The organism is Kineosporia mesophila (assembly GCF_021129235.1).
Classification (GTDB): Bacteria; Actinomycetota; Actinomycetes; order Actinomycetales; family Kineosporiaceae; genus Kineosporia; species Kineosporia mesophila.
Genome location: NZ_JAJOMA010000001.1, coordinates 422,434 through 436,406 on the forward strand (window position 1 = coordinate 422,434; position 13,973 = coordinate 436,406).

The following is a 13,973-nucleotide window of genomic DNA, read 5'->3' on the forward strand; positions in this document are numbered from 1 at the left end:
ATGGGATCTGACGGCGTTCCCTATTGGGTCAAGATGCTGTATCTCGTTCTGACCGGTGTGCCCTGGCCGTCGGCGAACGGCAAGAAGATGCTGTCGAAGGCTGATGCGGTGGATCGTGATGCCGCTCTGCTGGAGGGGCCGGTCCCGACGACGATGGCTGATGCGTTGCGGGCTCTGCGCGCGACGACCCGGGGGAAGACCGGGGCGGCGATCGAGCGGGCGATGAATCAGTTCATCGCTGAGAACCCGCGGTACATGGACGTGGGTGCGAAGTTGTACCGCGGGAACGCCAAGGGTCTGCGTCAGATGGCGTACAAGGTCGAGTACATGAAGCACATGGCTCAGTTGACCTTGATCTATCTGATGATTGAGCTGATCAAGGCTGCGATTATGGCCTTTTTCACGGGTGGGGCTTCGGCGGGGGAGGCGGTGGCCGCGCAGCAGGCCGCCAAGACCGTTTTGAAGTTGCTGGTGGAGAAGGTGATCGGCGCCGCCAAGATGATTGCCCACATGACGGTGTTCCAGGTGGCACTGGATGTGGGTTCGCAATTGTGGACGATGCTGGAACACCCGGGTGATTATGAGTGGGATGGGGAGTCGACGGGTAAGGCGGCCGTCATGGGCGCTGCCGCGGGTGCTTTCATCGCGACGATCATGGGTCCGGCTTTGCGGGCCGGTTTCGCCAGTTTGAAAGACGGTTTGATCAAGTCCGGTCTGGACAAGCAGACCGTGACCAAGTGGGTCGGCATCATGGAGCACTTCACCTCCGAGGGTCTGGGTGAGGTGGGTGGTGGTGCGGTGGGTGGTTTCGCCGCCGATCCGAGTTCTCCGCCGTCGGTGTCGATTTTCGATGCGACGTCGGGTTGGTCGGAGGCGGCTGCTGATATTGGTGGTCGTAAGGGTGGTCAGGGTCTGAAGAACATCCTGACCCCGGATGTTCTGAATGGTCTGCCGGACTTCAAGGATTTGAAGATTACGCCTCCGGGGACGGATGCGGATGGTAAGGGTGGTAAGTTCGCGCCGGATACCTCGAGGGTGGGTCCGGAAGTTCCGGGGAAGAACAAGTACACGCCGGGCGTGGCGGGTGGTCCGGGGGCGGTGCCGCGGTTCACGTTCTCGCCGAGTGCGGCGGGGAACTTCATCGGTAATGGCGGTCTGACGATCGACGGGTCGCTGAACGGTGAGATCGGTGCGGAGGGCTTTGATTTCGATCGGGTTCCGTCGTTGGGGGCGGATGGTCCCTCGATCGGGTTCCAGTCGCTGGACGGGTTCGTGGCGAATCAGTCGTTCGCTGCGCCGGGGGTGAATTTCCCGGACGTCCCGATCTCGTCGTTCACGGCGCCGTCGTTCACCGCGCCGTCGTTCACCGCGCCGTCGTTCACCGCGCCGTCGTTCACCGCGCCGTCGTTCACGGCTCCGAACATCACGGCGCCGGACATCAATGTCCCTGTCATTGATACGAATGTTCTGGGTATTGAGCATTCGACGGTGGAGACACCGGAGTTCGAGGGTGTTTCGGAGTCGAGTGCGCAGTCCTCGGCGGTGCCGCCGTTGCGGGACTCCTCGTCGGTGAATGCTCCCGACCTGGCCGGCAGTCAGCAGTCGAGTGGTCAGCAGTCGAGTGGTCAGTCCTCGGCCCCGCCGCCCCCGCGCGGGAACGTTCCGGTGGTCTCGCCGGAAATGCTTCAGGTCGAGGGAAATTCAAGCGCCCAGTCGTCTGTGCTGCCGCCGTCGCGTCCGATCGACTCCACGATCTCGCCCGAGACGACGCAGGTGGATCGGAGTTCGGGTCAGTCCTCGACCCCGCCGCCGTCGCGCGGGAACGTTCCGGTGGTTTCGCCGGAGATGACGCAGATCGAGAGGGATGCGAGCGTCCAGTCGTCGGCCCTGCCGCCGTCGCGTCCGATCGACTCCACGATCTCGCCCGAGATGGCGCAGGTGGACGGAACTTCGGGCCAGACCTCGGCCACGCCGCCGGCGCGCACGAACGTACCGGTGACCTCGCCCGAGATCGCCCCGCTGGAGGGGAGTTCAGGTCAGTCGTCCACCCCGCCGCCGGTGCGCGAGACCGATGTGGCCGTCTCGCCGGAGTTGACGCAGATCGCGCCGCCGAGTGGTCAGGTTCCGGTAGCGGTCCAGGGCATCATCGACCGGTTCGACCAGGGTCAGATCACGTATGGTCAGGCCTTGACCGAGGTGCTGGCCACGGGGTCGCCGGTGGTTCCGGTGACGTCGGTCGCGATTGCGGACGGTGCGGTCGTGCGGCCCGCAGCGGCGAACCCGGGCCAGGTGCCGGGTGGCCCGGCGAACGGTGCGCAGCCGCAGATGCGGTCCGAGACGGTTTCGACCCAGTTCACGCGCAGCGACTCGGTTTTCACGGATCTGGAGTCCGACAGTGCGTCTGTGACCGATGCCAGTGAGATCTCGGTGGAGTCCGGCGGGGACTTCGTCGCCGCGGCACCGGTTTTCTCGCCGGAGGTGACGGGCAAGACCTTGTTCCTGCGTCCTAACCTGGACGGTCAGGTCCTGACCGTGGATCAGACCGCCGATCTGCTGCAGAGCACGTCGCCGGCGATGCGCCCGGCCAAGTACGACATTGATGCCTCGTACGGTTTCACCGCGGCGGACCTGGAGTCCCGGGTCCCGCTGGGTGGTTCGGTCGTGACGCCCGATGCGTCTCTGCGTCAGGACTTCACGGGTTTGGTCAACACCGGCCCGGGAACCAGGTTCGCGCAGGCGGGGCCGGTGGAGTCGGTGGTTGCGATCAGCGGCACGCTGCAGATCAACCAGGGCAAGTTGCCCTCGGTGGTGGTGCCGCCGATGGCTCCTGGCTCGGTGGTGGCGGCCTCGGCGACGACGCAGAATTTGCTGGAGTGGCAGGGTCAGCAGCTGAATTTGAAGCCGGGCGAGGTCGCGCCGGTGTTCCGTGGCAAGGATCTGGCTTTTGTCCAGCAGTCACTGCAGGGCAAGGTCCCGGGGACTCAGGCTGCGGTGGTGTTCCAGGTTACTGGTCAGCCGACCGCGAACGTGTTCAATGTGGTCGTCGACGACCAGGGCAAGATGCGTCAGCTGGATGGCACGCGGGGCGGGTTGCCTTTCGTGCCGGGGAATCTGAGCAGTGTCGACCTGATCCCGCTGAGTCCTGGGATCGGTAAGCCGGATGGTACCGAGCTGATACCGGTCACCGCATTGCCCGAGATCGCTGTCTCGCCAGCTGTTCTGCAGCAGGTGCACACCGAGGTCCTGACGCAGCTGGAGCAGTCGGGTGCCCTCAAGACAGGTCAGCTGCCGGTGCCCCGGGCGCAGGACATCGGCCAGGCGCTGGCCTCGGTCCAGAAGGACATCCGCACCGGTGACCTTCGCCCGGTCGGTTCGTCTCCTGATCTGGGCCGTGCGGTCCTGAGTCGCCTCGGGACCCAGGAGGTCCCGGAACTGGCTGTGCCTGAGGCTGTCAGGCCGTCCCAGCAGCCGGTGGACATGAGCTCCCCGACTCCGGTCACCCCATCCACCCCGGTCACCCAGACCGGCGAGACCCTGCGCCCGGTGAACCGGAGCATGTTCGCGGTTCCGATGTATTCGGCGTTCCAGTCGGCGCAGCTTCTGAGGATGATGCCCTGGGCGCCGGAGGTGAACCCGTATCACGGCGTGACCCGGGACGAGGATCCCTCGATCCAGCTGGAGCTGGAGCGTCAGATTGCGGTGAACTGCGTCATTACCGTGATCACGACGGACATGTCGCTGCGGGCGTCGAATCTGGCGAACGGGGGTCGGCTGGGTCAGTTCGAGGGATTCCAGGCGCCGGGGTCGGATCCGCGGCCGACGTCGGATCTGATTGAGCATCAGAAGCAGTTCCTGAGTCAGGCCGAGCTGGGGCCGAATGGGTCCCGGGTTTTCCGGACCCAGGATCTGGCGCCGGTCGAGGCCCTGATGAACGACCCGGCCACGCCGGTCGGGGCGCGCGGCACGGTGATCGTGCGGGGTGTGGGGTCGCGCTACGGGCACGCCTTCAACGTGGTGAAGGTGAAAGACCCCGATGCACCCAAGGACTCACCGCCTCAGGTGTGGTTCGTGGACGGTCAGCGCGGCGGTTTGCCCTCGCTGCCCGAGCAGATCGCGAGCGTCGAGTTCCTGCCGTTCACCCCCGGTCTGGGAGTACCGCAGGGATCGACCCGGGTGGCCGCTGGTGATATCTCGCTGATGTCGGCGCTGGCGGCGTACGGCGGCGAACGCGAGACGAAGGCCCGGATCGAGACGGCCGCGGGGGAGAAGCCCGACGACGGCTGGATCGTCCGGAATCATCTGGTCAGCCTGAACGTGGAGAACTTCAACACCGAAGCGGTCGTCGAGATCGTGCAGAACAAGTCGAAGGTGCTCTCCCTGGAGGTGGGACTTCCGGAGCCGCGGGCGGTGGAGCGGCAGGATCGCGCCGTTTCGGAGAAGCTGTACGGGTTGCCTGATTCGGGTGCCCGGCTGGCCGATGTCTTCCGCGCCTCTGACGGATGGGAGATCGCGGAGGGCGCAGCAGATTTCGTTTTGTTCCCGTCTTCCGAGGTCCAGGACGAATGGACTCATCACACCCTCGGGTACCCGGTCGACGGGCTGCCGGTGGTAGTGGACGCGTTGCTGCACGACGCACAAGGCAACCGGGACGACGGTCACTGGTCGCTGACGGACGAGTTCCACTACATCCAGGGACTGCAGAATCTGGAGAACGGCCGGGCTCTCGGCGCACAGATCATGACCCAGGTGGGTGCTGCCGATCTGTCCTTGTCCCCGGCCGAGAAGGAGACGCTGGCCGACTACCTCGCCGTGGCATTCAGCCATTTCGCGGCGCTGCACGGAACCTCAAGCGGCGACGGTCTCCTCAAGGACTTCACCCCGCTGGTGTATCGGCAGGAATTTACTGTCGTCCACGACCTTCTGAGTCAACCGCAGCAGAATTTCCTGGAACGTCACTCGGCGTCCATCCGGACCATGTTCGGGTCCGCCCTCATCGAGGCCCATGAGCAGGCCCAGCAGCTGTTCGCCCAGGCGCAGGACCAAATCGCGGACGACGTCATGGACGGCATGGAGGTTGACGCCGACTACTCTGACGATGAGACGAATGCGCCCGAGTGGGACCAGGAGACCTTCGAAGGGCAGATGGGGGCCGGCCTGGACCAGGTACTGCTGAGGGCACCGGTCACCCGCTGGAGTCATCTGCAGCCGGTCGTGAGTTTCGATGATTCGGGCAATCTGGTTTCAGTGGCGCCGAATTTTGATGTCCACACGACACTGGACGGGCCGGACACACACAACGGGGCGCTACCGCTGGGCCTGATGGTCTCGGAGTTCCGGGCCTGGGGCAAGAACCGCCCGGAGACCTTCGGCCAGTACGCGGCCGACGCCGCGCGGGTGCGAAACCTTGGTCGCGAAGCCTGGAACCGGGCGATCCGGGTCCGTGGGCTCAACGTGGCCGCTCTGCATCAGACCCTCGTCGCCGGTGAGTCACCCATCGCGGGGCCGGGAATGAGCGATGAGGCGATGCCGTCGGTGAATGACTCCGATTCGTCCGGCTCCGCAGCGGATTCCGGTGACGACCGGGCCCCTGTGCGAGGCGGGGACCTGGACACGCACCAGACCCACCAGGCGCCGCCGGTCACCGAAGAGGTTGGCGAAACGGGGCAGCGGGTCCGGTGGGCGGACAAAGTGCGGGGTGGTACCCACGCCGATCTCGCGCAGCTCGCTCCGGACACCATCCCGGACCCGCTCACGATGACGATGGACGAGATCCGCCAGGAACTGCGTGGTGCGCTGGTGGCGCATCCGGATCTGCGCGCGGCGCTGGAGACGATCATCGCCTCGGGTGTGCTGCCGACCCCGGACGACCCGATGCCGCCGTCCTTCTTCACCCAGATGAAGGCCTTCGGCGACGGTGCCGTGGTGAACGTCGATTCGGTGCTCGACCACACCAGGCCGAACACCGGCCCGACCACCGACTGGATCAACTGGGTGGTGGCCGGTTCCGGGCTGGGGCCGCGCGACGCCGCGAAGCTGCGGGCCCAGATCCGTACGACGCTGACCAACGAGGATCCCGTCGCCTGGAAGCAACTCATCCAGACCGGTGCCACGGTGACCCAGGGCGACGTGTCGGTGAAGGTGAACTTCACCCCGTCCACCATGGTCTACAACCCGCAGGAACCCCTGGAAGAGTTCCTGGTCCGGTACATCAGCGCCTACGGCGACATGACGGTGGCCCAGGGCACGGCGAAGCAGTACAAGACCGGGGCGTCGGTCATGATCGACCCGCTGATCTTCCTGGCGACGGCCGGGCCGCTGGGCCACATCATGCCGATATTGAGGATCAAGGCCGGGGCCGGCGGGAAGCTGCACTACGGCACCACCAGCGAGGTGCAGTCGGGCACCCGGCCGCTCGTCAACGCCCGGGACGAGTTCTGGGTGGGCCTGCGTGTGGACGCGCAGGCCACCAGGAACGGCGTGCCGTTGCCGCCGCCGGCCGTGACGACGACACCGGCCAGCCTGAATCTGCCCGGCCTGCAGGCCGAGTTCGCGAAGGCCTTCTCGACGACCCCGCAGGTGCGGGCCGACTTCGCGAAGGCCCGCTCGACCACGCCGCAGGCCTGGGACACGTTCGTGGGGGCATGGTCGACAGATCCGGAGTCCCGGGCCGAGTTCGTCCGGGTGTTCTCCGAGACGCCACAGGTGTGGGAGCAACTCGTCCAGGCGTTCACGGCGACTCCGGCGCTGAGCGCCGCCTTCGCCCAGGCCTTCACGGCGAACCCGCAGTTGCTGAACCAGTTCGCCCAGGGGTTCACACCCTCACCGGAGCTGGAAGACGCGATCAGGCAGATGTTCTCGCGATCGCCGGCGGTGATTTCCGCATTCGTCCAGGCGTCGGCGGCCGGTACGCCCACGGCGTGGGCGAACTTCGCGGCCACGCCGGGCCTCCTGAACACGCTTTCGTCGCCCGGAACCACTCCGGTGTGGACCGCTTTCGCGAAGTCGTTCTCGGCGACGCCGGAGTTCTGGACCGAGTTCACCGGGGCGCTGTCGACGGACCCTCAGCTGTGGCCGGAGGTCGCCAAGGCGTTCGCAGCCGCCCCCGACCTGTGGTCGGCGTTCGCGCGCACCTCGGCGGGTGTCACCACGGGCACCACGATCAGCTCGCCGCACCCCGTCGTGCCGGTCGCCGAACCCGAGGTGCTGCACGGCCTGAAACCCACCATCAACGCGGCGAACCTGCAGTCGGTGCTGGACGAGATCGGTAACCAGCTGGAGCAGGCGTTCGGCAGCCACCCGCCGGAGCTGGACCAGCTGATGACCCAGATCGAGACGGAGCTCCTGGGGGAGTCGCGGGCCAAGGACCGTACCCAGTACTGGACCTCGGACAGCTATGTCTCACCCCTGTTCAGCAACGCCGACCTGAACTTCACCGGTCACATCCGGGTCGGGGCCACACCGGTTTCGGTGCAGTACATCTCGACCACGCCGGACAACGTGCCGATCCGCGACGACATGGCCGACACCTTCACCGTGAAGGACGGTGACGACCGGCTACGGGACGCCGGTGTCGGTATCGGTATCGACTGGAGTTTCGACGTCGATCACCACAAGTACCTGTTCTCCCCGTCGCTGATGCTGCCGGTCGTCGAGAGCGGGACCACCGACCACCGTACGGTCGGTCTGCAGGGGCAGCAGAAGATCGCCACGATGCGGTTCGACAAGCTCGTGCGCTACAAGGCGGTTTACCAGTTCACGGTGAACATCCGCTCGGCCCAGAACATCCCGCCGTTCCAGGTGACGAGTGCCCTGGAGATGGGGATGGGGCAGAACCACGCCGAGCGGTTCGAGAAGCTGGCCCTGGGCGGGACCTCGACCGGCCGCACCTGGGTCGGCAAGCCGGAGGACAAGCCGGCTGTCCCCGCGCACAACTTCACCTACGGCCCCACCGCAAGTCGTGATTCGTTCACCGTGCCGCCGGCGCTGATGGTGAAGACCCGCTTCGGCAAGGCCCGCCCGCCGATCGTCCGGCCCGTGGGAACGTTCAAGGATCTGGTGCGCCTGAGCGAGCTGCGGCGCCCGGCGGCCCCGCCGGCGCCGTCGCCGGTACCGGTCCGGTCGAAGCTGAGCACCCGTCTCGCGAAACCTTTCTCCCGGCACTTCCGGTCGGCCAGACAACGGATAGCCGGTGGCGAGAAGATCCGGATCGAGCTGACGGCGCCCGCCGGTCTGGACCTGGCACCGCGCCGCGGTCAGCCGCTACGGACGTCCTACCAGTGGCGCCGGCTGAGCAAGTACGTGGCCGGGGGAAGCGTTCGCATCATCCCGGTGAGCGACCCGACGCGCGGCGCCGATCTGCGGTTCGAGGTCGACACCCAGGGCAACCCGGTCGCCGGCCCCGGGCGTCCGCTGCCGGTAGCGACCCCGTTCGGTCTCGGGAAGCTGCCGCCGAACACGCCGTTCGGTCTCCGGAGGCTGCCCGTCGCCAGCCCGCTGGGACTCGGAAGGCTGGTCGCGGCCAAGGATCTGGCGAACCTGGCGGTCAAGCGACCGGGCGTGACGTTCGAGATCGAGCTGCCGCCGGGCTTCCGGACCGGGGCGGCCCGCGACTGGCGCCTGCTGCAGGCCCGGGCACCTCGCAACATCCGCTTCGTGGACAGCGGGTCCGTGACCGCGGTGGACCTGGACGCGCGGGGCGTGGCCGACCTGAGCCCGATCGTCGACCGCTACGTCATCGGGGATGACGGGCGGATCCACGGCGCCCGGGAGATGCGGGTGGTACCCCGCCGGACCGTCCAGCAGCCGGACGGCAGCTGGCACCACGTCCAGCAGCGCATGCCGGTGGGGTACGTCTCCAACCCCTCCCTGACTCTGACGTCGTCCACCGATCCGGCTCCGCCCCTGACGGTGCGGGACCAGGTGCAGCAACAGCGCGAGCCGCTGGCCGTCCAGCGGCCCGTCGCGATCTCCGCGGTCAGCATCGCCAATCCGCAGGCCCAGGCCCCGGCCCCGGCCCCGGCACCCGTGGTGTCCGGCGCTCCGCTGACCGCACCGACGCCCGAACTCCAGGCCCAGCTGGAGGCGCTGTCGAACCACTTGCGCACAGACGGTTCGGTGCAGGTGCACTACACCCCGGCGTTCCGGGAGATGCTGAGCCACAACAGTATCCAGGGGCGTCAGCTCGCCGAGGTGGACGCGCAGCTGCGGGACCACCCAGGCGTGCAGGTGCTCTCGGCAGACGGCACCCCGGTCACCCAGGCCGATCTTGACCCGCCGGCCCACCGCGTCATTCTGGATGTCGCGCCCGACGCGCCGGTCTCGACCACGAATGCCTTCGAAGACACGATCAACGACCTGATCGCGGTGGCGCCGGCGCTCCAGCCGCAGCTGAAGGTGCTGCAGCGCCAGCTCAGCAACGACGGCCAGGTACAGGTGCAGTACACCACGGCGTTCCGCGACATGCTGACGGCCGGAACGCAGCAGGCCGGGCGCTGGGCGCGGGTGGACGAGGTCCTGAGCGGCAGTCCGGTGGTGCAGCTGCTCGAACCGGAGGGCCGTCCCCGGACCAGCCCGGGCATCAGCCCGCAGCACCGGATCGTCCTGGACTTCCCGTCGTCCGGTCAGGTGACGCTCTCGGCGCCGCAGCAGCCGTGGACCCACGAGTTCCGTCCGGAGCACCGGGAGCCGCTGCTCTTCGCGGCCGGTAAGGCGCTGGGGCCGGGGGTGCTGACCCAGGCCGTCGGGATGACCCGGGTCCTGCAGAACTTCCGCGACCGGTTCCTCCCGCACCTGATGGATGTCACCGGGGCACAGGGGAAGACCACACCCCGGCAGGACAACCAGATCGACCGGACGCTCGCGGTGCGGTACAGCCTTCCCGGCATCCTGCCCCAGGGAAAGACCCTGTTCTCCGGTTCCAGCATCGACCACACGTTCCAGGTCGGAGACGTCACCTATTCACTGTCCATGGCCTGGCGGCCCCTGCGGCTGCTCGGGACCCCCGTGGTGGAGGACGGCGTTTCCCTGGACCTTCAGGCCAAGAGCACCGTCTCGATCGACACCGGCGTGGCCGACCACTTGAAGGCGGGGTCGGACATGGGGCTGCACCTGCGGGCCCATGCCGGTGGGATGTTCTACTTCGACCTCGCCGCACCGGATTTCAGCGCCGACTACTCCTCGGGCCGGCAGATCGTCAACGCTCACGCGTCGAAGGAGTACCACCGGATGCGGACCGGTGGGAAGGTGCACCGGTTCGAGAAGCAGATGCTGGTCACCACCACCTGGATGGCCACCGATCCGGACGGGAACTTCCTCAGCGGGGGGACCCTGCAGTTCGACGACGCGACGTCGGTGACGTCGGTGTCCGAGCACCTGCTGCCCCAGACACCGCTCACCATCGACGAGGTGCTGCGGGCCGGGCAGGTAACGATCATGGTCGGCGACCTGAACGGCGCCGCGAGCTCGATGCTGCTCGGTCCCGACGGGCAGCCGGCCACGCGGACCGACATCCCGGCCCAGCTGTACACCGGCATGATGATGATGGTCGCCGGCACCGACTCGATCACCGCCCAGATCATCGAACTGGCCCGGCAGAACACGGTTCCCAAGACCGGCCTGCTCGCCCAGCTGAAGAGCGCGCTGACCGGCACCCCGGTGAAGGACAGGCGCCGGCCGATGGTGCCCGGTGAGCTGACGGCGTTCACCGACTCCGGATCCCGCTTCGGCGCGCCCGAGCAGGCTCTGCGCTCGGGGACCCCGACCTTCCTGGAGGCCCTGAGCCGGCGGGCGCTGGGCGGGACCGGCCTGACCGTGCACCTGCCGGGCGCGAACGACGGCTTCGACCACGCGGTCGTGGTCAAGTTCGGCATCTACGACCTGAAACATCGGCTGGCCTCCCCGGACATCCCTCTCGAGCAGTACACCGAGGGGGACATGCGGATCACCTCGGTGAACAGCTGGTCCGTGGCCGGTCACACCGGCGCCGGGGGCGGCGTGGTGCTCCGGCCGCCGGTGGCGACGAGGTCCGAGGAGGAGGAGCACCAGGAGGGTGCCACCCAGTCCGGCGCGGCCAACAACCGCCGCAGCGGTCCGCAGATCAGTGGCGGCGCGAACTTCGGCATCGAGAAGGAGATCGGCGGGGACACGTCCCGGCTCGAGGGTGCCCTGGCCCTCACCCTGATCACGTACACCCCCAGCGCCGACTACCCGACCCACGTCTTCCAGGGTGACCTGCTCGCCGGCCTGCAGCACGTGAAATGGCGCAACCGGACGTTCCGCTCCTTCATCACCGTGCCGTCGGACACGACGCAGATCAAGGTGAGCGACGGTGTCGAGCTCTACGTCCCGCACGTTCCCGCGATGCGGCTGGGACTCCCGGGCACCTACGACTACCCCGCGCTGCCCGGGGCCGATCCGGACCGGCACCTGATCGACGAGGACTTCCAGGGCAGCGACCACCCGATCGAGACCTACACGGCCGACCAGGTGCTGCCCGCCATCAAGACGTTGTTCCGGGACATCGAGGCAGACAGCCGGGCCGGCAGCGGCGCCGACCGGAGTGCGGCCTGGCTGGCGAGCATCTTCTCCGACCGGAATCCGTTGCGGGATGGTCGAGACCGGGCCGCAACCGACGTGATGCGCGGCATGGAGGCCTATTTCGCCGAGGAGTCGATCCGCGCCAATCATCCCACCGCCGAGGGCGTCGGCCTGGTCTACGTCATGGCCACGCCGACGAAGGTCGGTGGCACCACCTACACCACGGTCGTGGTCCGGGCCGTGGAGGACGGCGCCGCTGCCCCCCACGTGGCGCCGCGCCCCGACGCCAAGGTCACGACCGGTGGGCAGCTGTTCATCCAGAAGGGGAGGTCCCAGGAGAGCGTTACCGCCTGGAACCGCAGCATCCATCTCCAGGGCCGCTGGGGCGGCGACAACGGCGCCCGGACGCCGTTCCAGATCACCCGCTCGGATGCGTCGGGCGTGAAGGTCAAGACGGGGGAGAAGGAGACGCAGCGCGTCATCGCCCGTTCCACCCCGGCCGACACCTCCCAGGAGTTCGTCAAGAACCTCCAGTTCTCGATCGACATCTACCGCACCACCGAGGGGCCGGAGGTGCTCCAGGACATCGGTGACTTCAGCGAAGCGGTCTCCAGGCGGCTGCCGGACCTCTGGAGCCAGCAGGTGCGTGACTGGTGGGCCCAGAAACGGCACACCTCGACGCTTATCGATGGCACGACCGTCGACGGCTCGTACACCTTCCTGGTCCCCAGCCACCTCACCACCACGGCCCCGGTGACCCCGGCCGCGCCTCTGGCTCCTTTCGTCCCACAGGTTTTCCGGACCCGCGACAACCCGTTCCCGGCCGCCCCGGACCTCATCGCCAAGGCGCTGGGCAAGGCCGTCGGCGGGATCATGGAGATCAAGGCGACGCCGCGCAGCCGCGAGGTCGCCACCTGGGTGCAGGTATCGGCCAACCGACCGGGGATGATGACACGTCGGCCGCACGAGAACCGGCCGGACTTCGGCACCGATTTCGCGCCCGGGGGCAACGACTACGGCACGGCGATCACCCGGCTGTCACCGCGCAGCCTCGGGTCGAACGTCGGCGCGGTGTTCGGGTCGGCTCAGGCCGAGGTGTTCGAGGACGGTGTCCGTAAGACGATCTCGACCGAGTACCTGATCGTCCACAGTGACGGCACCAGCAGCAAGCTGGAGTTCCTGCCGACCCGGCTGCGCTGGATCACCCGGGGCAACTACGGCAGCGCCCTGAACTTCCCCGAGAACACCGTGGAGCCGGAGTCGGACTCGGAGCGGTACCAGGGCACCACCTACGAGTTCGACGTCGCGGCCGGGCACAACGCCGGGAAGCCGGTGCTGCACTCCGAGAACGAAACCCTGATGACGGCCAGCGGGGGCATCCACCGGGGCACCCAGACCAAGACGACGCAGTCCAACAGCGCGGCCAGCTACGTCGAGAACAACGCCGAGCGCAAGGGCGTTTTCGACTACTACGCCGTGGACGGTGACTACGTGCTCACCGGACCGCACGGGGTGAGCGTCCGCGGCACGATGATTTCCGGGTTCAAGGGCATCCTGCCGCACACCTACGGCCATGCCCTGAGCCAGGAGTTCGACGGCGTCGAGCGGCCGCCGTTCCATCTCGACTCGGTGCTCGACCCGAACCCCACCCCGGACTCCGACACCGAGGCGGCCACGGACTACCGCGCCCTGCGCGACTGGCTGCTCGAGGACGTGCCGGGCGGGCGGTCGACGCTGGCGGGCGAGACCGTGCGGCTGTCCACCATGACTGACGGCACCGGTGAGTACACCCGCTTCGCCCAGTTTCTCGCCGACGATCTCGGTCAGACTGTCGACCTGGTCGCCTTCCACGCCGACGGGCAGCGTCTGATGACGCACTTCGCCCCGGCCGCGGTGGACGGCACGGTGACCGACGGCCGGGGTACCGGACGCGGGACGGCCGGTATCAACGACGGCCCCCGTGCTGATCTGCGGGTCCTGGTGAACCAGGAGCTGGCCCGGCTGGGGCTGCCGGAGATGTCGCCGGACGAGGTGACCATCGCCGCCCGCGGGGTGGTGGCCGCGGTCAGCACCCCGCAAGAGCTGGCCGAGGAGATCATCGCCCGGCGCGTCGCAACGGCCGGGGCGACCTCGCGGGAGGTTCTCGGCGAGGTCAAGAAGCTGTACGACGCTCTGACCGGTAGCCGCCTGGCGCAGACCCCGACGCGTAGTGCGAAGGCGGCGGGCAAGCAGACGGCGTTGCCGCCGATGCCGGAGCTGACCGACGTGACGAACCGGCTCACGCAGTATCGGGCGAACCGGCCGCAGGGCATGAACCTGGGCTCGGCCAACTCGATAGCCCGGCAGATCATGCGGGACATCGGCCTCGGCGGTCGACTCAAGGGCGGTGCCCCGGTCCCGCCGACGGTGGCCCACCTCATCGACGACGCCGGCCTGCC

1 protein-coding gene (running past one end of the window) is annotated in these 13,973 nt (G+C 67.8%); it reads left to right on the forward strand.

Features of this window, described 5'->3' with window-relative positions:
• Positions 1 to 13,973: the 5' end (the start) of a hypothetical protein gene (locus LR393_RS01825; RefSeq protein WP_231481089.1), read on the forward strand. It continues 38,377 nt past the right edge of the window; 13,973 of the gene's 52,350 nt are visible here — the first part of the coding sequence; the start codon lies at positions 1 to 3; its stop codon lies beyond the right edge, outside the window.